The organism is Mycoplasmatota bacterium (assembly GCA_018394295.1).
Taxonomy (GTDB): Bacteria; Bacillota_I; Bacilli_A; order Haloplasmatales; family Haloplasmataceae; genus JAENYC01.
The window spans coordinates 1,519,705-1,542,722 of the sequence record CP074573.1 but is presented as its reverse complement, the minus strand read 5'-3'; the positions used below and the strand labels follow the sequence as shown (position 1 = coordinate 1,542,722).

Below are 23,018 nucleotides of genomic sequence, written 5' to 3'. Positions count from 1 at the left end.
AAGGAGGATTAATATTCATGGGAAAAATAATTGGTATTGACTTAGGTACAACAAATTCATGTGTATCTGTTATGGAAAATGGAGAAGCAATTGTTATACCTAATCCTGAAGGTGGGCGTACAACCCCATCTGTAGTAGCGTTTAAAAATGGAGAAAAATTAGTTGGTGAAGTGGCTAAACGTCAAGCAGTAACTAATCCTGATAACACGGTTATGTCTATAAAACGTCATATGGGAACAAAACATCGTGTGATGATTGAAGGTAAAGAATATTCAGCAGAACAAGTATCAGCTTTTGTTTTACAAAATTTAAAAGCAACCGCTGAAAGTTACTTAGGACATAATATTACAGAAGCAGTTATTACGGTTCCAGCTTATTTTAATGACGCTCAACGTCAAGCAACAAAAGATGCAGGTAGAATAGCTGGTCTTGATGTAAAACGTATTATAAATGAGCCAACTGCAGCTGCTCTTGCTTATGGATTAGATAAAACAGATAAAGAAGAAACTATATTAGTTTATGACTTAGGTGGAGGAACTTTTGACGTTTCTATCTTAGAACTTGCTGATGGAACATTTGAAGTTATTTCTACTAATGGAGATAACCGTTTAGGTGGAGATGATTTTGACCAAAAAATTATCGATTGGTTAGTTGCTAATTTCAAACTTGAAAATGGTGTTGATTTATCTAAAGATAAAATGGCTTTACAACGTTTGAAAGATTCAGCTGAAAAAGCGAAAAAAGAATTATCTGGTGTAATGCAAAGTCAAATCTCATTACCATTTATTTCAATGGGAGCAAGCGGACCTTTACATTTAGAAACAACATTAACAAGATCAAAATTTGATGAATTAACTAGTGACTTAGTTGAAAGAACATTAGGACCAGTTCGTAGTGCATTAAAAGATGCGAATATGACAGCTAATGATATTAATAAAATTATCTTAGTAGGTGGTTCTACAAGAATTCCTGCAGTTGTTGATTTGATTAAAAAAGAATTAGGAAAAGAACCATCAAAAGGTGTTAATCCTGATGAAGTTGTAGCAATGGGTGCAGCAATTCAAGGTGGGGTTTTAACAGGTGATGTTAAAGATGTATTATTACTTGATGTTACACCATTATCACTTGGTATTGAAACATTAGGTGGAATTAATACAGTTTTAATTCAAAGAAATACAACAATTCCAACTACAAAATCTCAAGTATTCTCTACTGCAGCTGATAATCAACCAGCCGTAGACATCCACGTACTTCAAGGTGAAAGAAAAATGGCTAACGATAATAAAACATTAGGTCGTTTCCAATTAACAGATATTCCACCTGCACCTCGTGGCGTACCTCAAATTGAAGTTTCATTTAATATCGACGCTAATGGTATTGTTCATGTTAAAGCAAAAGATTTAGGAACAAATAAAGAACAATCAATCACAATTCAATCAGGTAGTGGACTTTCTGATGATGAAATCAACCGTATGGTTAAAGAAGCAGAAGAACATGCTGAAGAAGATAAGCGTAAGGCTGAAGAAATTGAACTTATCAATGAAGCATCAAGTTTAATCTTTGCAGCTAATAAAGCAGTTAAAGATTTAGGTGATAATGTTACTGATGATGAAAAAACAAAAGTTGAAGCATTAGGAAATGAACTTCAAAAAGCAATTGATGATAAAGACTTTAATCTTATTAAAAGTAAGAAAGAAGAATTAGAAAAAATCGCTCAAGAATTAGCAGCGAAAGTATATCAACAAGCAGCTCAAAATGCTCAACCAAATCAACAACCAGAAGAAAACAATGAAGCTGAAGAGGGCGAAGTTGTAGATGCTGATTACGAGGACGTAAAGTAATTAACTAAACATTTAAATAGTCAAAGTCCATATGACTTTGACTTTTTAGAATGAATTTGGAGGTGAAAGAATGAGTCAAAAAGACTATTATGATATATTAGGAGTAGGTAAAAGCGCAACTGATGATGAGATAAAGAGAGCCTACCGTAAACTAGCAAAAAAGTATCATCCTGATGTTAATCAAGAAGCAGGCGCTGAAGAGAAGTTTAAAGAAGTACAAAAAGCTTATGAAGTCTTATCTGATGCGAACAACCGTGCAAACTATGACCGTTTTGGTCATGCTGGTGTAGATGGGCAAGGTTTTGGTCAGGGAGACTTTGGTGGTTTTGGTGGCTTTGGTGATGTTGGAGATATTTTCGAACAATTTTTTGGTGGTTTCGGTGGCGGAGGCAGTTCACGCCGATCAAATGGTCCAAGAAAAGGCGAAGATATTCGTATAAAAATGACTATCACTTTTGAAGAAGCTTGTTTTGGTGCTGAAAAAGAAATTAATTTACAACGTGAAGAGGAATGTACAAGATGTGCTGGAACTGGTGCTAAATCTAAAAATGATATTAAGACTTGTTCAAGATGTAAAGGACGAGGTGTTGTTTCAAGTGTCCAACAAACGATTTTAGGGCGTGTTCAAACACAGCATGAATGTCCTGATTGTCATGGTTCCGGAAAAATGATTAAAAATAAGTGTACTGAATGTGGTGGAATTGGTAAAAAACGTCAAACGTCTACCATTAAAGTTAAAATACCTGAAGGAATTAATGATGGTCAACAAATCCGTTTATCTGGAAAAGGAAATGCAGGCGTAAATGGTGGACCAACCGGTGATTTGTATATTTACTTTAATGTTAAAGCAGATGATTTCTTTATTCGAGAAGGAAATGACATCTATTGTGAATTACCATTAACTTTCTCACAAGCAGCACTAGGTGAGGAAATAGAAATTCCAACAATCCATGGGAATGTTAAACTAACCATTCCAGCAGGTACACAATCACAAACGAAGTTTAAATTAAAACATAAAGGGGTTAAAAGCCTTAGATCTGGTATTAAAGGGGATCAATATGTGATTGTAAAAGTTGTGACACCGAGAAATCTAACTGCTAAGCAAAAAGCATTATTTGAGGAGTTATCAACGATTGAATCAGATAATGATACATTATTTGATAAAATTAAAAATGTATTTAAACGTTCAAAATAAAACTAAAAATCTATTGTTTACCATTAATGGGTAAGACAATAGATTTTTTAATGGAATATAAAAACAGGGTTATAATAATTAATTAAGTAAGTATCTTTATATCTTAAAGGGTACGTGATATAATTAATTTGAAATTACAATATCAAGCGATTGTTAGTAAGTAATTAATAAGAGGTAATTTTATGCAACGTTATTTTACTCAGTTTAATATAGAGGATAAATTTATTGAAATTATTGGTGATAACTATCACCATATTAAACACGTTATGCGGATGAAAATAAACGATCAAATTTATATTTCAAACGGTAAAGTCGTTTACTATGGTTCGATTAATGAAATCAATAGTGATGCAATTATTGTAGAATTACAATATGAAGTAAAGCAAGAAAGTGAATTAAAAATTCATACAACCATCGCCCAAGGAATGCCTAAATCAGGGAAGTTTGAAACTGTCATTCAAAAAGTCACTGAACTTGGAGGATATGAATTAATACCTGTTTTAAGTGAACGTTCCTTATTTAAAGTCGATAAAAAAACAGAACATAAGAAAATAGAGAGATTTAATAAAATTGCTAAGAGTGCTGCTGAACAATCTCACCGTTTAATGATTCCTAAGGTCCATTCATTTATGTCGATTACTGAAATGATTGCTTTTAGTAAAAACTTTCATTATAAATGTGTTGCTTATGAAGCAAGTTCAAAAGAAGAACAATTTAATCTGTCAAAACGACTTCAAAATATTAATGAAAATGAGAAATTATTGATTTTTATTGGTCCTGAAGGAGGGCTATCAGATAAAGAAATCTCATTATTAAAAGAAAATGATTTTCAAGTAATTTCTTTAGGAAATCGGATATTAAGAACTGAAACAGCACCATTATTTGTTATGTCTGCGATTACTTACGAACTAGAACTAAGGAGATGATTGTTTTGAAAACAATTGCTTTTTATACCTTAGGGTGTAAAGTTAATAATTACGAAACAGAAGCAATAAGTGAATTATTTAAAAATGCTAATTATAAGCGAGTTGATTTTAATCAAGTCGCTGATGTTTATATCATAAATACTTGTACAGTAACTAATAAAGGAGATAGAAAGAGTCGTCAAATGATTCGAAGAGCGATTAGAAAAAATCCTGATGCAGTTATCTGTGTAACAGGTTGTTATGCGCAAACACAACCGAATGAAGTAGCAAAAATTGATGGTGTAGACCTCATTATTGGTACGAATGGTCGAGAAAATATTGTTGAGATGGTTGAAAAATTTATTAAAAACAGGAAACCTGTAACTTATGTCAAAGATCTATTTCATGATGTTCAATTTGAAAATCTAGCGGTCATAAATTATGAATCAAGAACACGTGCAAATATTAAAATTCAAGAAGGCTGCCAGAATTTTTGTACGTATTGTATTATTCCATTTGCAAGAGGTAAGATGCGTTCAAAAGATAAAGATTCTGTCATTATGGAGATACAAAATTTAGTTGATCATGGTCATTTAGAGATTATTTTAACGGGTATACACACAGGTGGTTATGGCATAGATTTTGATAATTATGATTTAGCAGATTTAATCGTAGATATTGAAAAACAAGTCCATGGAATAAAGAGACTCAGAATTTCCTCAATCGAAATTTCACAAATTGATGAGAAAATGTTAAATGTGATGAAAAACTCTCATATTTTAGCGAATCATCTTCATGTTCCTATACAATCCGGGTCTGATACTGTTCTAGAAAGAATGAATCGAAAATATACTACTAATGAGTATATGGATAAAATAAATGAAATCCGAGCAATTTTTCCTGATATTGCGATTACAACTGATGTAATTGTTGGATTTCCTGGAGAAACCGAAAATGAATTTAAAGAAACTTATGATTTTATAAAAAAAGTTGGTTTTAGTGAATTACATGTTTTTCCTTATTCTAAACGTTCAGGAACTAGAGCAGCCAAGATGGCTTTGCAAGTTTCAGAAATTGTCAAGACAATGCGAGTAAATGAATTATTAGCTTTATCAAAGGAATTAACAGAAAAATATGTGAACCAATTTCAAAATCAAATACTGAATGTTATTTTTGAAGAAAGATGTCAACAAGATTCACAATATATTTTAGGTCATGCTTCAAATTATGTAAAAGTTAAAGCCATTGGTAATGAGTCAAATATTGGGAAAGAAGTTAAAGTTTTAATAAAAAATACGACACAATCACTTGCTTTTGGTGAATTAATATAACAAATATTGAAAAAAATATTTACTATTTACTGAATTTGAGGTATAATTTTTTTGTATTTGTTTGTGTGCGGAAGGAGGGAATAAAAAATCATGGCAAAAACTATAATTAGAAATAACGAATCATTAGAAGATGCTTTACGTCGTTTTAAGAACGATGTTGCACGTGCTGGTACCCTATCTGAGGCCCGCAAACGTCAATATTACTTAAAACCAAGTGTCACTAAAAAAATGAAGGCTAAGGCTAAAGGAAAAAAATCATTCTAATGAAAATAAACGTTGTCAGATGGCAACGTTTTTTTTATAGTATAAAATTAAATTTTATAAGATTATATAGACTACATATATTTGTATAAGGGATTTATTACATATCATATAGTAATAAATCCCTTTTAAATAATAGTTTTTAATCGATGAGCGCTTTAATCTTTTCTGTGTTCTTAAAATGATGTTTAGCTACCTTATTTAAGATATCTGGTCCATATTTTTGGACTAATTCTTTTCCTTGAATGTCAACTTGGTTAGAAGCACCTTTGTTTAACGTTGTTTTAAGGGATTCTGACAACTTTTTCATTTCTTGTAGGAAAATATAGCGTGCCATCATCGAAGCGCAAGCAACAGAAGCATATTTGCTTTCTGCTTTGGTATGAAAGTGAATACCTTTAGTAAAATTTCTTTCGTTAATATATTTATTAAAATGTTCAATTGAGCAAAATTGGTCAATAATAATGGGTGGTTGTTGTTTTATTTTATTTAATAGATTTGAGATAGCTTGTTTATGAAGAACTGCTTTTAATTTATTTAAGTTCATATCTTTTTGTTTCATAACTTCATTATATTTTTCATTATGGACAACCAGCAAGGAATATGGAATATTTTTAAATAGAGTAGGCGCTATTTTCATTATGTCATTGTCGGTTAATTTTTTTGAATCATCGATATTTAATGTTTTAATTAATGGTAATTTATCTTTATCTAAAAATGCACTTACAACAACAACGGGACCAAAATAATCACCAGTCCCTACTTCATCGCTTCCGATACAATCTAAATAATATGAATGTTGATTTTGATTAGTTGAGACGCTCTTTTTATCATTTTTAATTCCTTCCCACATTGCTGCTTCAGTTTCTGAATTCTTTCCTTGGAACAGGACTTTTTTTGTATGATATGCAGTAATTGTACAACCATCAATTTTTGCGATAAATAGGGCATTCTTATTATTATTAGGAATTAAATGATCCTCATAAAAACTTTTTATCTTATTTAATGTATTCTCATTAACTATTATTGATATACTTTTCATTTTTTTTGTTCACCTCATCAATTAATACTATTATTTTAGCAAATTTTTTGGTAAAATAAAACATGTCTGGAGGTTTTAAGATGAATACAAGTTATAAAACATTGGAAATTGATAAGATTTTAAAAAAATTGGGTCCTTATACGAGTTGTAGTTTAGGTCAAGAAGCTATAGAAGAAATTGAAATCTCTAACGACATTGATTTAATTCAATCTTTATTAAATGAAACAGACGAAGCGCTACATTTATTATATAGAATGGGTGAAATTCCTTTGGGAGGAATTTCAGATATTAGGGCGTTTGTAAAAAGAGCGAAAATTGGTGGCGTTTTAGCGATTTCAGATTTAGTTCAAATCACAGATTTTATTTATGGTGTCTATCAAATGAAATTGTATCTAGATAAACTAGAAAATCAAAAAATTAGTTGTGATTTGATTGGTGACTATATTAATCAATTAGTTAATTTAAATTCTTTACGAAAAGAAATTGAATTATGTATTGATATCCATGGACATATTGTAGATAATGCTACACCACGATTAAAAGAAATTAGAACACAAATTAAAGTGATGGAAAGTAGAACCAAAGAGAAAATCAATCGTATTTTAAGTACCAAAAAAGAATACTTAACGGATTCAATCATCACTATTAGAAATGATCGATATGTACTGCCTGTAAAAGTTGAATATAAAAACTCTTTTCAAGGGATCATTCATGATATGTCTCAAAGTGGTAATACCGTCTATATTGAACCGAAAGCAATTGTTGAGATGAACAATAAAGTCAATGCCTTAATTCATGAAGAAAAGGAAGAAATACAAAAAATATTACGTCGATTAACTGAACTTGTCGCAGAAAATGATGGAGCCTTGCTTGAAAATAGTGCTATTGTAAAAAGTCTTGATTTTATTTTCGCTAAAGCTAAATTTGCACGTGATATGAATGCGGTGAAACCAATTATTAATAGTGAAGGAATTATAAAAATCTTTAAAGGACGTCATCCTTTAATAGATCAAGATGAAGTAGTTCCAAATGATATTTTTTTAGGTGAAGAATATCAAACAATTATTATAACAGGACCTAATACGGGAGGAAAAACAGTCACTTTAAAAACCGTAGGGTTATTTACTTTAATGATGCAAGCTGGTTTATTAGTGCCAGCAAATTATCAAACAGAACTGGCTGTATTTGATAATGTGTTTGCTGATATTGGTGATGAACAAAGTATAGAACAGTCCTTGTCAACATTTTCATCCCATATGAAAAACATCATTCATATTACTAGTGATATAACCATTAATAGTTTAGTATTACTTGATGAATTAGGGGCAGGAACAGACCCAAAAGAAGGGGCAGCACTTGCTGTAAGTATATTAGATTATTTAAATGAAAGAGGTTCTAGAATTATCGCTACAACTCATTATTCTGAATTAAAAACATATGCTTATAATTCAGATAATATTATTAATGCTTCTGTTGAATTCGATGTTGAGACACTCCGTCCAACTTATAAATTACTGATTGGAATACCAGGTCGTAGTAATGCGCTTGATATATCACGTCGTTTGGGATTAAATAATGATATTATCACAAAAGCGACTGAACAATTAGAAACTGAAAAAACAGATGTTAATAAATTAATTATCCAATTAGAGAATCAAGGGCTGTATTTAGATAAGCTGATTAATGAAAATGAAATGATTAAAACAGATTTATTAAATGAAAAGAAGCAAGTTGAACAACAAAATAATGAATTTAATCAATATAAAGCCCAACTTAAGAGTAAAGCACAACAAGAAGCACAATTAATCGTAAAAAAAGCACAACAAGATGTGGAGACAATTATCGATGAACTAAAGGAGCTTAAAAAAACAAAAAAAGCGAACTACAAAGAACATGAAGTCATTGATATTAAAAGTAAATTAAACACAAATCAATATTATAAAGAGGATAAAAAGGTTTCTACTACTTATAAAAGTTTACAACCAGGTAATTTAGTGAAGGTATTAACGTTGAATAGAACTGGTGAACTGCTTGAAAAAGTTAATGAGACTGAATGGTTAGTCCAAATTGGAATTTTATCTTCACGTATTCATGAAAAGAACTTAGAATTAATTGAGGGAAAAGGTAACAATAATAAAAAAGCTAAAAATTCACAAAATAAAGTTAGCGTTGTTAAGCAATCAAAGTGTCTATTAGAATTAGACTTAAGAGGATTACGATATGAGGATGCACTCATTAAGTTGGATAAATTTATTGATTCTGCAATGCTTGGTAATTACCATCAAGTCTCAATCATTCATGGTCATGGTACAGGTGCTTTAAGAAAAGGTGTACAAAGTTATTTAAAAAAATGTCCTTATGTAAAAAGTTTTCGTTTTGGTGGCGATGGTGAAGGTGGACTTGGTGTTACGGTCGTGTCTTTTAATTAATTTACCTTTTTTAAAGCAAAATTGTTGTAAATAACCAATTTAACACGTATAATATGGATGTAAAATACGATAGGAGGTATTAGATTATGGCTGTTATCTATGCTGATGCTAATAATTTTAAGGATAATATTTCAACTGGTCTTGTTTTAGTTGATTTTTACGCTGATTGGTGTGGCCCATGTAAAATGATTGCCCCCGTTTTAGATCAATTATCTACAGAGATGACTGATGTGAAAATTGTTAAAGTGAATGTTGATAATGTTCCACAAGTAGCACAACAATACCAAGTAATGAGTATACCAACGCTAATTCTTTTTAAAGATGGTGAAAATGTTGCTCAAACAATGGGATTTCAATCAAAAGAAATGCTAACAACATGGATTAATAAAAATAAGTAAAACTAAAGGGATTTGTTCATTGTAAAATGGATTTAATCCCTTTTTTCATCTATAAATCCTTGTATATATAAATGATGGCTATTTAAAATAAGAAGGTAGGATAAATTTAAATAAATATGTTTTATTTTTAGGAAAAATTGATATAATGATATTAACTTATCAATTTAAAGATTGACAGTAGATAGAAAGGAGGGAAGTCACTAGTTTATAGTGACTTGTTATAATGGATAATACACTATACTCAGATTTTGAAAATTATGTGAATGAAAATGGACAGTTAATTTCTCATTTAGAAAATGAACAGTCTTTATTAAATGAATTTATTACTCCTATCATTAAATCGCTCAGTTATTTGATGTTGATAATGAAAGCGGAGGAAGAAGAACCCTCAAAAGATGTTCAAGAGCTATTTGAATATGGATTAAATTATATGTTTGAAAATTTAGAGGAAATTAAACTCTATTTACGACAATTAAATAATGATTATACATTATTAGATAAAATGTCTTTATATATCAAAATAGTATTTGATTTAGAAGAATTGAAGTTAGAGATTGAGAAAAATCAAGAGATTGATGAAGAGGAAAAATCATATGATTTAAAACGCATTGATCAATCGTTAGAGTTTTTTGAAGAAAATATTGTACCAAATGTTGTTATCAATGAATTTGAACTTGATAAGTATCTAAATCTTTATTATGAATTATTAGATAAATATACAGAACTAACTTTAATGAGTGAAGCATTTATTGAATATTGTGCAGCATATGGAATATAGGTGATGTTATGAATGGAATATTATTATTAAATAAACCCAAAAAGATGACAAGTCATGATTGTGTTAATCAGGTAAGGAAAATCTTTCATACTAAAAAAGTAGGTCATTTAGGAACTTTAGATCCTAATGTTACAGGGGTTTTACCTTTATGTATTAATGATGCAACGAAAATCATCCAATTTTTAGATAAATCAAATAAAGAATATATAGCTGAGGTTACAATTGGCTATAGCACAACCAGTGAAGATTCAAGTGGAGAAATAGTAGAAAAGAATGATGATTTAAAAAGTATTTCTCGTGAACAATTACTTGATGTGTTAAATTCTTTTTTGGGAAAGCAAATTCAAATTCCACCAATGATTTCATCAGTTAAAGTTAATGGTAAAAAATTGTATGAATATGCGAGACAAAATATTGAAGTTGAGCGTCCAAAAAGAACGATTGAGGTTTATGATATTGAATTATTATCCCAAGAGGACAATTTTACAGGAAAAGAGGTTTCATTTAATGTTCGCATTCATTGTAGTAAAGGGACTTATATCAGGACTTTAGCAGTTGATATAGGAAAAAAATTAGGATATCCTTCTCACATGAGTGATTTAATACGTATTAAATCAGGTAATTTTCATTTAAATCAATGTTATTCTTTTGATGAAATCAAAAGTGGTAATTATGAACTGATTTCTATTTATGATGCATTAAAGAGTTATCATATGGTTGAAGTTGATGATATACTTAGAAAAAAAATTACTCATGGTCAAAAATTAACATATGAGATAAAACAATTTACAACAATTGTGTTTTGTGATATATTTAAACAGGTTTTAGCTGTATATGAAAGGGATGCAAAAGATCCACATATGATTAGACCAGTCCGTGTATTGATAGGTGAATAGGAAGTGTAAAGTGTGAAAGTCGTTTATTTGAATACAAATAGTAAAATATTACCGATAAAAAATGGGTTAGTGTTAGCTTTAGGTTACTTTGATGGCTTGCATATAGCTCATCAGAGTTTAATTAAAAAAACATTAGAAACTGCAAAAGAGAATCATTATCGTAGTGGATTAATGACTTTTCAACCAAATCCAAAATATTTATTAGGAAAGCAAAAAATTGAAAGTTTATTAACCCCTCATCATATGAAAATAAATTTACTTGATAAAATGGGAGTAGACTATTTATTTGTGGTTAAATTTGATTTATCCATCGCTAAATTGTCTCCAAGACAGTTTGTCGAAAAATTTATTTTAGCACTTGATACGAAGCATGTTGTGACTGGGTTTGATTTTTTATATGGTTATAAAGGAAAAGGTAATATAAATACACTTTTTGAAGATGGAAAAAAACTCTTTGGAATAACCATGATTGACGAACAAAAAATAAATGGAGTTAAAATTAGTAGTAGTAGAATAAGAGAGTTAATTGTAAATGGACAAGTTGATGAAGTAAAACCTTATTTAGGAAGATTATATACAACAGAAGGAATTGTCATCCATGGATTTAAACGAGGAAGAGAAATGGGGTATCCAACCGCAAATATTTCAACGATTAATAATTATTTAATTCCTCAAAATGGTGTTTACATAGTAAAAGTTAAAGTATTCCAACAAGAATACTATGGAATTTGTAATATTGGACATAATCCTACTTTTAGAGAAAATAATAATAAAAGTGTTGAGGTTCATATTCTTAATTTTGATAAATATATTTATAATGAAAAGATTACTATTACATGGATAAAAAAAATACGCGATGAAAAGAAGTTTGATTGTGTTGAGAATTTAATTGCTCAATTAAATGAAGATAAAGAAAAAGCATTTAAATTTATTAATAACGCTTGATTATTGTATTGATTTCGTGTAAAATAATAAAGACTTTTATCTAAGCTTATCGACGCTCCGACGTAAGCTTTGATTGAGGCGACAAAATAATATAGGAGGATTTAAAATGGCTTTATTAAAACAAGAAAAAGAACAAATTATTAAAGAATTTGCGATTCATGAAGGTGATACAGGTTCTGTTGAAGTTCAAATTGCGATTTTAACAACAGAAATTAAACGTATTAATGAACATTTAAAAGAACATAAGAAAGATCACCATACACGTCGTGGATTATTAAAAAAAGTTGGTAGACGTAAACATTTATTAGTTTATTTAAAAGAAAACAATATTGAAAGTTATCGTAATGTTATTTCTAAATTAGGACTTCGTCACTAATAGTAAAAGCTATATACTTTGTATATAGCTTTTTTATTGATTTGTAAAAAATGAAATATTTTTTAAAAAAATGTCTCAAACTATAAAAAAAAGAACTTATTTATGGTATTATTAATAAGGAAAGTTTTGGTTAAAGGAGTTAAAACATGAGTGAAAAAAAGATTTTCGAATTGGAATTTGCGGGAAGAAAATTAATCGTTGAACAAGGAGAATTAGCTAAACAAGCGAATGGTGCCGTTCTTGTACGTTATGGTGAGACAGTTGTTTTATCAACTGTTACGGCATCTAAAAAACCGAAAGATTTAGATTTCTTTCCATTACAAGTGGGGTATGAAGAACGTTTATATGCCGTAGGTAAAGTACCTGGTGGTTTTATTAAGCGTGAAGGTAGACCCACAGAACATGCAGTTTTATCTGGTCGTTTAATAGATAGACCAATCCGCCCGTTATTTCCTGATGGTTTCCGCAATGAAGTTCAAGTAATTAATTATATAATGTCTGTAGAACATGATTGTACTCCAGAAATGACAGCAATGTTTGGTTCATCACTTGCTTTAATGATATCTGATATACCTTTTAATGGACCAATTGCTGGGGTTTATGTTGGAAGAGTTAATAATGAGTTTGTGATTAACCCAACGGTAAGTCAAAAAGAAAATTCAGATATTGATTTGGCTGTTTCTGGAACAAGTGAAGCTGTTAATATGGTTGAAGCTGCTGCTCAAGAAGTTCGTGAAGAAGATATGTTAGATGCAATTATTTATGGACATCAAGAGTTACAGAAATTAATTCAATTTCAAAAGGAAATTGTTGAAGAAGTTGGAAAAGAAAAAATTGAAATCAAGCTTTATGAAGTACCGCAAGAAATTAACGATAGAGTTAGAAGTTTAGCAGAAAAAGATTTGATTGAAGCAGTTAAAACATTTGATAAACAAGAACGTCAAGAAAATATTAATGCTATTTCTGAAAAGATTATTGCGATTTATGAAGAAGAAGAAGCAGATCAAGATGTAATTAAAAAAGTGAATGAAGTAATTCATGATATCGTTAAAGAAGAAGTAAGACGCTTAATTACAGAAGATAAAATCAGACCTGATGGAAGAAGAGTTAATGAGATTAGACCATTATCAAGTCATATTGATGTTTTACCACGTGTTCATGGATCAGGATTATTTACTCGTGGACAAACACAAGTCTTATCATCTTGTACATTAGGTGCAATAAGTGAATATCAAAAATTAGACGGTTTAGAAGAAGAAGTAACAAAACGTTTCATGCATCATTATAATTTCCCACCATTTTCTGTTGGTGAAACAGGAAGATATGGTGGACCAGGTAGACGTGAAATTGGTCATGGTGCATTAGGAGAAAGAGCATTAAGACAAGTTTTACCAAGTGAAGATGATTTTCCATATACAATTCGCCTTGTTTCTGAGGTATTAGAATCAAATGGTTCAACATCTCAAGCTTCTATTTGTGCATCATCTATGGCTATGATGGCTGCAGGTGTACCAATTAAAGAACCAGTTGCTGGTATTGCCATGGGTCTAGTAAAAAAAGGTGAATATTATACGGTATTAACTGATATTCAAGGATTAGAAGATCATTTAGGTGACATGGACTTTAAAGTAGCAGGAACTAAAAAAGGTGTTACCGCAATTCAAATGGATATCAAAATTGCAGGACTTAATAAAGATATTTTACATGAAGCGCTTGTTCAAGCACGCGCAGGAAGAATGGAAATTTTAAATCATATGTCAGGTACAATCTCTGAAGCTCGTCCTGAGTTATCAAAATATGCACCTAAAGTTAAAATGATGCGTATTAAACCAGAAAAGATTCGAGATGTTATTGGACCAAATGGTAAACAAATTAATGCGATAATTGAACAAACAGACGTTAAAATTGATATTGAGCAAGACGGTCGTGTCTTTATCATGCATCAAGATTACGAAAATATTAATAAAACAATTCAAATTATTGAAGATATCGTTCGTGAAGTAGTTGTTGGTGCTATTTATACTGGTAAAGTTACACGTGTTGAAAAATTCGGTTGTTTCGTAGAAGTTTTCCCTGGAGCTGAAGGGTTAGTTCATATCTCTCAACTTGATAAAGAAAGAGTTGGTAAGGTTGAAGATGTTGTTAGTGTAGGGGATGAAATCATCGTAAAAGTAACAGATATTGATGAGAAGAATCGAATTAATTTATCTAGAAAAGCAGCTATAATAAATGATTAAGCATATGAATCCATATGCTTTTTTTGTTGATTTTAAAAAAAGAGTTAGTAGATTAATAAACATTTTTGATATCATTTAAATGTGGTTACCAACTACTACTAACATATAAAAAGTAGGTTATTCAAATGTATTGGATAGAATTTGAGTTAAAATATCATAGATAATTTTTACTATTACAGTTATCTTGGTACGGTGTTCTTTTATATTCGTAATTTGCAAGGAGATATTACAAAATTGTTGATGATTATTGGAAAATAGTGGTACAATATAGCTATGGTGCACGGGAAATATCATTATATATTGAGTTAAGTGAAATATAAAGCTAGATTATATATGCAGCTGCTGAGATAATTCCTGCAAGGAGTATGGCACCTAAGACCAGTTATGTAAAGTCAAGGGGTCACTCAGAATATGGGAGTACATTTAATTACTGATAGTAGTGAATCTGATGTAATTACCATAGTACAATAATATTGATGAAATACTTGACAAGGTAATGAGTTGGAGATGTTTATTAAAATATTTTTTTTATTATCAACTGAATTAATATATTATATAAGAACTCAATACTATGGGGAGTGATATTATGGTAAGAAAGCCAAAATTATTGAAGATGTTTGTTGATACTTATATATCAATAGCATTTTTTTCGTTAATTATTGCAACAATAGCTTTAGTACAACTATTAATTATTCAAAATGAACCTATTAATAATTCAGAAAATGGTTTATATAAAATGTTTATTATTATTTGGCTACTATCAGCTTCAATGTTTTTGTATAGGATAATGTATATAAAAACATTATTTAAAACTGGAATACCGATAAAGGGGTTTATTATTCAAAATGATTTTTATAATCGTGGTAAAATAACTTATTCTTATTGGCTAATAGATCGATCTTATAAACGTAGTTTAAATATACTAGGAAAGTGTTTAACCCCTGGAACAAATGTAACAATATTAGTAGACAAAAAAACCATAAAAGGTCTATAATAATGGATTTATATTGTTAGCTAATGTTTTATGATAATAAATACATGAATATTTTATCTATTCTAGAATAGAGGTGGGAAAATATGAAGAGATTTCTTGGATATTCAGCAGCTATCATAGGTATACTATCTTTTATTGATGTATTAAATAGAATTTCAATTTTCTTTCATTTATTTCTGTTTAATGAAAGGTTTTTATTTATTTTTCGAATATTTGATCAAATACTTCTTGTTTATATTTTAATTTTTATGATTATCTATAAAATTAATAAGAAATTATTAAAATAATATATTCTAAACTATAAGTAAATTAACTTATATTAGTTAATAGGGTTACATTTCTTATCTAAGTTTGGATGTTCTTCACCTTCAATAAAGTATTTTATGATAGGATAGAATTTTATTTCACAAATTCTTAAATTTATAAGGCTTTGTGAATTTTTTATCTATTTTTCAATAATATGCAAGGAGATATTACAAAAAAGTTGATAATAATGGTAGAATGTAGCTATGATGCATGGGGAATATCATACATGTTGATGGTGTTTATATTGAGTTATGTTAAATAAACCCATATTGCTACCCAGGTTATCGTTACGATGGAGAAACAGTATTTAATTCTTTAAATCCTGATATAGGAAGAATGATGATAGTTTAATAGGTAAAAGTAGTAATATATTAGTTATAATATGTGTGTTTATGCGAAGATATTGGATATTGAGTAAAAAGGAGATAGAATATGAAGATATATAAAATGAATAAAATATATTTGACCATACAAATTATTATTGGTGGAATTATCCTACCAATATTAATTATATTTTTAATCGCTGCATTATTTAATATAAATCCTTCAGACAATAACAATTTCATAGTTCTTACATTTCTTCCCTTTTTATTAGCAAGTATTTTATCTATTACACAATATTTTTTGAAAATAGTGATTAATAATAAAGAAATATCTAATGATTCAATATTTGGGAAAATTGTAATAAGATGGGAAGACCTAATTAAATTAGAATTTAAAATAAATAAGAAGATTATTTTATATGGAAATGATGGGCAGAAATTATATTATCAATATAATATAGTAGATTATAAATCTCTTTATTATGATATATATGAGCAAATTAAACTTCATGGTAAAGAATCTATTGTAGATGAATCTTTTCTAGATTATATGAAGTCAGTATAATTGATATTGTTAATGTAGAATTCCATACATTTTAAACATTAATAATGATAATATCTGAATATTGTTCTGATATTAAATAATAAATTGTGTAAAAGTTCATTTGCCATTTACGCTCCTTTAACAAGGAGAGAGTATACCTTTTCACAAAAATATTTTCATATAAAACTAGAATGATAACATCTCAAACACATTTTGATTATCGAAACATATGAATGATACAACAACAAAAGTTAAGTAGATTAAGTTTATTTCTGAAGATAAGTAAACTTTTTTATTATGTAATAAACAAAATCTTAATTCAAATATAATTTTGTTTTCTATTCTTTTTTTTACTATAAAAGATCTTTTATTAGAAGGTAATTATAAGATGAATTACATATAAAATAGTAAAATTCAGATAATGAAATATACAATAAAAGTTTCTGTTCCAAAAAAACCAAGAGTTTATAAGTAATATTTTTTTACAATAGAAAAAGCTAATTAATCAATTTGATTATATTAGCTATACTTTATGTATTAGTAGTTATACATGAATCTTATTAATAGTTCTAATTCAAAAATTTGGAAAACTTTTTCACGACATCTATAATTCAGATGAGATTTGCTGAAAAACATTTTACTAGACAAAAATTATCAATTGATAAACAATTGATAATTTATTAAAATAATATACTGCTTAGCATATTTTAAAACATCCCTCTAGGTTATTTAATTTCTACTAACTTGAAGTCTTTAGTACCTTTGACTGCAATAATATATCCATTAGAAAATAGTTTTCAATCCTTTGTTTCTAAAGAATAAAATAATCTAATAAAAGGATAGAATCCTGTTAGAAGTTTATACTTAAAGAATAAATATCCTTTATACCTAAAATAATACATGATATAATTATATATAGTTATTATTTATAAGGAGTGAAAGTATGCTTAACAATTTATTTATATCTTTTGTTGAAAAAAGAAATTGGGTTAGAGTGAATAATATTGCTCATGGAAAAGAAAATGATTACCTTGTAACTTTGTATCAAGGTAAAAGATATATATTATTTATTTTACCTTTAACTGGTATTAGAACCCAAGATAAAGAACAAGTTTTAGATTATTTAAAACAACATAAAGTAGATTTTGGATTAAAAAAATTTTCTTTTGATAATACAGTGTTAGTATTTAAAGTGAGAGAACCTAATCGTACGATAAAAATTGAAAAAATTGAGTATATACTACATTCAATCACTCAATTTCTAAGAGATTATAAAATTTCTTTGGGTAAATTTTGTTTCATATGCGGGCAAGACTATTCTGATAAAAAGGTAACAGTGACAGAAATTGAATACTATACTCATGAAACTTGTTATGAAAATCTTATGGCTGAAATAAAACAAGAAGAAGAAGATAAGAAAAATAAAAAAAATAAGAAAAAAATAAAATATTAATTAATAGTGATAATGCTTTTTATAAGGTATTATCATTTTTTTATTGAAAGATTTTAATAAAAACATAATGATTTCAAACATAAAAGGATTAACCCACCAATAGTATAATAATATATTTATCTTGAGATATTTCTTTGGTGGATTAATTGTTGATGTGTACTTTAGCTTTTTACACCTTTAAAGAAGCGTTTATATTCAAAAATATAGTGAAATATTAACTAATAATTGAGTAAAAAGTACACACCTTTTTTAATATCTAGGCGTTTAATTTAGATTTAGTAGAGACAAAAAAATACAATTATCATTAATAAATTATAATGTCACCATAAGATATAACATCTCATAAAATAATATGAAAGAAATATAGAAGGTGATTTATAATGTCTAGAGTTCTTATAGTGAAAAATAAAGATGAAAGAATGAAGTACATACAGAATTACTTGAAAAGTCGCATTGATATTTCAGAAATTTCAGATGAACTTCATTTATTTTATGGTATAGAGAAAAAGAATTGTGATTATGTAATATTACCAGTTAGAGGTGTTGATAAAGATTTTTTAATTGATGGTACAGATATTCATCTAACTGATAATTATATTAAAATGTTAAGAGATAAAACAATTTATATTGGATTAATTTCAGATGAGTTAAAAAATAAATGTGAAGAAAATAAGATACAACTAAAAACTTATTTAACAGATGATCTAGCAATTAAAAATAATTATATTACAACAGAAGGAATTATTTCTTCAATCGTAAATAATGATGAAAAAGCGATTTTTAATAGTCGTGTATTAGTGATAGGATATGGAAGATTAGGACAAATTTGTGCTAAGGTATTGAAAACATTAAAAGCTGATATCACAATATCTTGTCGTCATAAAAAAGATATAATCCATGCCAAAATAAATGATTTTAATGTAATTGTTCACTCAGAAATAATCAAGCAGATAGACCAATTTGATTTTATTATAAATACGATTCCATTTAAAATAATAGACTTTACAATGATTAAAAAATTACAAAATAAAGATGTCTTAATAATTGATGTAGCCAGTAAACCTTATGGACTTGATCATGAATATGCAAAAAATCAAGGAATTAGTACTTTATTATTACCAGGAATTCCTGGTAAAATTGCACCTAAAACAACTGGCGAACTTATTGGACAATTCATCTATCATGATATTGTTAGGGGTGAATCGTGATGGAAGGTAATAAAGCACTTAAAATTGCGATAGGTATAACAGGATCATATGGTAAAATAAATGATTTAGTACCTATTATAAAAAATATGTTACTAAAAAAATATACAATTAAATTGTTTGGGACTACATCGATTAAACAACATCCTGAATATGTGAAAGAAATAGAGGAATTAGTCAATGATAAAGTCATCTATACGATTGAAGATGCAGAACCATTCGGACCAAGTAAATTCTTTGATTGTATGTTGATTGCTCCTTGTTCAGGCAATTCATTAAGTAAATTAGCGAATGCTTTAACTGATAATGCGGTAATCATGGCTGCTAAATCAACATTAAGAAACTGTCGTCCTGTAATAATAGGCGTATCAAGTAATGATGCATTAGGAATGAATGGGTCTAATTTAATGAAATTATTAGTCATGAAAAATATATATTTTATCCCATTTGGTCAAGATAATCCTGAAGAGAAACCAAATAGTTTGGTGTCTGATTTTAATAAAACTGAAGATACAATTCGCTATGCTTTAATGGATAAACAAATTCAACCGATTATTATTGTTAAAAATAAGCGAGTTGATACAAGATGAAAATCGGAGTCGTTGGTGCAACTGGTGTAGTTGGTGATAAACTGATACAGTTGTTAAATAAAACAATTTTACCTATAGATGAATTAAGACTTATCGCATCAGAAAGATCAACCGGTAAGAAGGTTGTATTTAGTAAAGAAACAATTAAAGTAAGACCGATATCAGATAAAGTATTTGAAAATCTTGATCTGGTATTTTTTATGGCAACAAATGATATTGCGAAAAAATATGTTAAAGTCGCTGTCAATAAAGGCTGTGTTGTCATAGATAATTCAAGTGTATATAGGATGATTGATGAAATTCCCTTAGTTGTACCAGAAGTTAACTTTAATGAGATTAAAAAAACAGACCGAATTATTGCCAATCCAAATTGTTCAACCATTCAATTAGTTGTCATCTTGAATGCTTTATCTAAAGATAATGAGATAAAAAGAGTTGATGTTTCAACTTATCAAGCAGTATCAGGTGCTGGTAAAGGGGCTATTAATGAATTAGAAGACCAAATCATTCATTATAGAAGAGGTGTGAAAGAAGCAAGAATTCTTCCTGTCAAAGGGTTAGAAAAACACTATTCAATTTTAAATAATGTAATCCCACAAATTGATTTATTTGATGATAGTGGATATTCAAAAGAGGAATTAAAGGTTATTAAGGAATCTCAAAAAATACTTAAGAAAAACTTTTCTATAAGTTGTACAGCAGTCCGTGTACCGATTATTAATGGACATTCTGAGAGTGTGACGGTGGCTTTTATAAATAAAGTTAATTTAACACAAGTATTTCATAATTTATGGGAATCAGAAAATATAATTGTGATGGATGATATCGAAAATCAAGTTTACCCACTTGCTCAACATTGTCGTGATAAAAGTGAGGTATTTGTAGGAAGAATCAGAAAAGATTATTATGATGATCATATATTACATTTTTGGAATGTCGCTGATAATTTATTAAAAGGTGCTGCAGCTAATGCTTTACAAATTGCAGAAAAATGTTTTGAAGAAAAGATATACGGTTGGTGATAGTATGAACATAGTTGTTCAAAAATTTGGTGGGACTTCTATATGTAACAAGGATCAATTTAAAAAATCCATTATTCATATTCAAAAGGAGTTAAAATTAAATCATAAAGTGATTTGTGTGGTATCGGCTATGGGGAGAAAAAAGGACCCTTACGCAACCGATACCTTAAAAAATTTAATTAATTTTCATGTTTCTAAGAAAGAACAAGATAGATTAATGTCAATTGGAGAGATTATTTCAAGTATCGTATTCACTGATTATTTAATTGAAAATGATATCAATGCGATTGCCTTATCTACTAAAGAAATAGGGATAATAACAAATAATAATTTTACTAATGCTGATATTATTAAGATTAATGATTTAGATATATTGAATAAATTATCTAAATTTGATGTATTAGTTATTCCTGGGTTTCAAGGTCAAACATTAAATGGTGAGGTCACAACCTTAGGAAGAGGTGGGAGTGATACAACCGCAATTGCTTTAGGGATTGCCCTAGATGCATTATATGTAGAAATAATCTCAGATGTTGAAGGGGTTTTTACTGCAGACCCCCGTATTGTAAAAGAAGCTATTAAAATTCCTAAATTAAATTTTGATGTATTAGTAGATATGACTAAAAATGGTTCAAAAGTATTACATGCAAAAGGGGCATTATTAGCCAAGTATAATAAAGTTAATTTACGTTTTGTTGCGATAGATGATTTTAATTGTTATACAGAAGTAGAAGATGAAAATGTATTATTAACAAATTTATCTTATCAGAATGATTATATAAAATACGACATTGAAGCAAATATTAGTGATAAAAACGTATTTGAAATAGATAATAATTATTATATTCATTCAGATGATGAAGAATTATGGAAAAATAAATTGAATGAACAAAATAAAACTTATGAAAGAACTAAAGGATATAGTAAAATCACAATCATCAAATATGATAAGGTAAAATCAGAGCAGTATATTTTTGTAGAAACAAAAGATGTTAATCAGAAGTTATGTGAGTTACATCAAAAATTATTTGAAACGGGGTGAGGATAGTGTTTGGGAAGATTATTACAGCAATGGTAACTCCATTTGATATGGATGATAATATTAATTTAGATACGTTAAAAAAGTTAGTGGAGCATTTAATAAAAAATAATACTAGTTGTATTTTATTAAGTGGAACAACTGGTGAATCTCCTACATTAACAGACATTGAAAAAATTGTTTTATTTGAAAAAACACTAGAATATGTTGATAATAGAATCCCTGTAATTGCAGGAATTGGAACAAATTCAACGAAAAAGACCATTGATTTTATAAAAAAAGTGGAGTATTTACCACTATCAGGGTATTTAGTTGTCGTCCCTTATTATAATAAACCAGATCAAGAAGGCATGTATCAACATTTTAAAACAATTGCTCAAAATACAAAAAAGCCTATCATTATTTATAATATACCTTCAAGAACAGGGGTTGATATGGAATATAAAACAATTAAAAAATTAGCTAAAATAAGTAATATCGTAGGGATAAAAGAATCAAATAAAAATGTTGATAAAATCAAAAAAATTAAAGAAGAAATAAAAGATTTTAAAGCTTATGTTGGTGATGATACATTACTTTATGATGCGTTAAAGCACCATGTAGATGGAATTGTCTCTGTAGCGAGCCATATTTATGGTAAAAGCATTCATCATATTATACAGTTAATGAGAACGAAGCAGTATAATGATGCATTAGCTATTTTTAACATCTATTATCCAAAATTTGAAGCTTTATTTATAAAACCAAACCCAGTTCCGTTAAAAGCAGCGTTAAATCATTTAGGTTTTAATGTAGGAAGTGTCAGGTTACCATTAGTAGATATGAGTGAAGAAATTAAAAATGAATTATATAGTATTCTTAGGATATAAGCAAATTAAGGATATAACTATTAAAGAAGTTATATCCTT

General features: G+C 28.5%; 22 protein-coding genes. 21 read left to right on the top strand and 1 reads right to left on the bottom strand.

Annotation, left to right across the window (positions count from 1 at the left end; all coding sequences use genetic code 11):
* The first annotated feature begins 17 nt into the window (after nt 1–17).
* The 5 genes from dnaK to rpsU all read left to right on the top strand — a co-directional run bounded on the left by dnaK (nt 18) and on the right by rpsU (nt 5,536).
* Nucleotides 18–1,841 carry a molecular chaperone DnaK gene (gene dnaK, locus KHQ81_07150; GenBank protein ID QVK19451.1) on the top strand — a complete coding sequence of 608 codons (1,824 nt, stop codon included), beginning with the start codon at nt 18–20 and terminating at the stop codon, nt 1,839–1,841.
* Between the two features lie 70 nt (nt 1,842–1,911).
* Nucleotides 1,912–3,036, top strand: a complete 1,125-nt coding sequence (gene dnaJ, locus KHQ81_07145) for a molecular chaperone DnaJ (GenBank protein ID QVK19450.1) — start codon at nt 1,912–1,914, stop codon at nt 3,034–3,036.
* Nucleotides 3,037–3,218: 182 nt separating this feature from the next.
* Nucleotides 3,219–3,962 carry a 16S rRNA (uracil(1498)-N(3))-methyltransferase gene (locus tag KHQ81_07140; protein QVK19449.1) on the top strand — a complete coding sequence of 248 codons (744 nt, stop codon included), beginning with the start codon at nt 3,219–3,221 and terminating at the stop codon, nt 3,960–3,962.
* A gap of 5 nt (nt 3,963–3,967) precedes the next feature.
* On the top strand, nt 3,968–5,272 hold the full coding sequence (gene mtaB / locus KHQ81_07135) for a tRNA (N(6)-L-threonylcarbamoyladenosine(37)-C(2))-methylthiotransferase MtaB (protein QVK19448.1): 1,305 nt from the start codon (nt 3,968–3,970) through the stop codon (nt 5,270–5,272).
* A 90-nt stretch (nt 5,273–5,362) separates the two neighbouring features.
* Nucleotides 5,363–5,536, top strand: a complete 174-nt coding sequence (rpsU, locus tag KHQ81_07130) for a 30S ribosomal protein S21 (GenBank protein ID QVK19447.1) — start codon at nt 5,363–5,365, stop codon at nt 5,534–5,536.
* 139 nt (nt 5,537–5,675) lie between these two features.
* Here rpsU and rnhC read toward each other — a convergent pair whose 3' ends face one another.
* Nucleotides 5,676–6,575: a ribonuclease HIII gene (gene rnhC / locus KHQ81_07125; protein QVK19446.1), complete on the bottom strand. Its 900-nt coding sequence runs from the start codon at nt 6,573–6,575 to the stop codon at nt 5,676–5,678.
* 80 nt (nt 6,576–6,655) lie between these two features.
* Here rnhC and KHQ81_07120 point away from each other — a divergent pair, with 80 nt between their 5' ends.
* The 16 genes from KHQ81_07120 to dapA all read left to right on the top strand — a co-directional run bounded on the left by KHQ81_07120 (nt 6,656) and on the right by dapA (nt 22,979).
* Entirely contained in the window at nt 6,656–9,004 is a 2,349-nt protein-coding gene (locus tag KHQ81_07120) for an endonuclease MutS2 (GenBank protein ID QVK19445.1), read from the top strand.
* A gap of 86 nt (nt 9,005–9,090) precedes the next feature.
* Nucleotides 9,091–9,402 (top strand): thioredoxin, encoded by a 312-nt coding sequence (gene trxA / locus KHQ81_07115; protein ID QVK19444.1) that lies wholly within the window; start codon nt 9,091–9,093, stop codon nt 9,400–9,402.
* 223 nt (nt 9,403–9,625) lie between these two features.
* Nucleotides 9,626–10,180 carry a hypothetical protein gene (locus tag KHQ81_07110; GenBank protein ID QVK19443.1) on the top strand — a complete coding sequence of 185 codons (555 nt, stop codon included), beginning with the start codon at nt 9,626–9,628 and terminating at the stop codon, nt 10,178–10,180.
* Nucleotides 10,181–10,188: 8 nt separating this feature from the next.
* On the top strand, nt 10,189–11,076 hold the full coding sequence (gene truB, locus KHQ81_07105; protein QVK19442.1) for a tRNA pseudouridine(55) synthase TruB: 888 nt from the start codon (nt 10,189–10,191) through the stop codon (nt 11,074–11,076).
* 12 nt (nt 11,077–11,088) lie between these two features.
* On the top strand, nt 11,089–12,021 hold the full coding sequence (locus KHQ81_07100) for a bifunctional riboflavin kinase/FAD synthetase (GenBank protein QVK19441.1): 933 nt from the start codon (nt 11,089–11,091) through the stop codon (nt 12,019–12,021).
* 106 nt (nt 12,022–12,127) lie between these two features.
* Nucleotides 12,128–12,397 carry a 30S ribosomal protein S15 gene (gene rpsO / locus KHQ81_07095; GenBank protein QVK19440.1) on the top strand — a complete coding sequence of 90 codons (270 nt, stop codon included), beginning with the start codon at nt 12,128–12,130 and terminating at the stop codon, nt 12,395–12,397.
* 146 nt (nt 12,398–12,543) lie between these two features.
* Nucleotides 12,544–14,634 carry a polyribonucleotide nucleotidyltransferase gene (gene pnp, locus KHQ81_07090; GenBank protein QVK19439.1) on the top strand — a complete coding sequence of 697 codons (2,091 nt, stop codon included), beginning with the start codon at nt 12,544–12,546 and terminating at the stop codon, nt 14,632–14,634.
* Nucleotides 14,635–15,220: 586 nt separating this feature from the next.
* The gene (locus KHQ81_07085) at nt 15,221–15,628 is read left to right on the top strand and encodes a hypothetical protein (protein QVK19438.1); all 408 of its coding nucleotides are present in this window, start codon (nt 15,221–15,223) and stop codon (nt 15,626–15,628) included.
* An 83-nt stretch (nt 15,629–15,711) separates the two neighbouring features.
* Entirely contained in the window at nt 15,712–15,915 is a 204-nt protein-coding gene (locus tag KHQ81_07080) for a hypothetical protein (protein QVK19437.1), read from the top strand.
* Nucleotides 15,916–16,366: 451 nt separating this feature from the next.
* Entirely contained in the window at nt 16,367–16,822 is a 456-nt protein-coding gene (locus tag KHQ81_07075) for a hypothetical protein (protein ID QVK19436.1), read from the top strand.
* Nucleotides 16,823–17,744: 922 nt separating this feature from the next.
* Nucleotides 17,745–18,254 carry a hypothetical protein gene (locus KHQ81_07070; protein QVK19435.1) on the top strand — a complete coding sequence of 170 codons (510 nt, stop codon included), beginning with the start codon at nt 17,745–17,747 and terminating at the stop codon, nt 18,252–18,254.
* Nucleotides 18,255–18,634: 380 nt separating this feature from the next.
* Entirely contained in the window at nt 18,635–19,462 is an 828-nt protein-coding gene (locus KHQ81_07065; protein ID QVK19434.1) for a hypothetical protein, read from the top strand.
* Nucleotides 19,462–20,049 carry a dipicolinate synthase subunit B gene (locus KHQ81_07060; GenBank protein ID QVK19433.1) on the top strand — a complete coding sequence of 196 codons (588 nt, stop codon included), beginning with the start codon at nt 19,462–19,464 and terminating at the stop codon, nt 20,047–20,049. Before KHQ81_07065 ends, KHQ81_07060 begins: the two co-directional genes overlap by 1 nt.
* Nucleotides 20,046–21,071 (top strand): aspartate-semialdehyde dehydrogenase, encoded by a 1,026-nt coding sequence (locus KHQ81_07055; protein QVK19432.1) that lies wholly within the window; start codon nt 20,046–20,048, stop codon nt 21,069–21,071. Before KHQ81_07060 ends, KHQ81_07055 begins: the two co-directional genes overlap by 4 nt.
* A complete protein-coding gene (locus KHQ81_07050) occupies nt 21,019–22,113 on the top strand; it encodes an aspartate kinase (GenBank protein ID QVK19431.1) in 1,095 nt (364 codons plus the stop codon). Before KHQ81_07055 ends, KHQ81_07050 begins: the two co-directional genes overlap by 53 nt.
* Nucleotides 22,114–22,115: 2 nt before the next feature.
* The gene (gene dapA, locus KHQ81_07045) at nt 22,116–22,979 is read left to right on the top strand and encodes a 4-hydroxy-tetrahydrodipicolinate synthase (GenBank protein QVK19587.1); all 864 of its coding nucleotides are present in this window, start codon (nt 22,116–22,118) and stop codon (nt 22,977–22,979) included.
* The last annotated feature ends 39 nt before the right edge of the window (nt 22,980–23,018 follow it).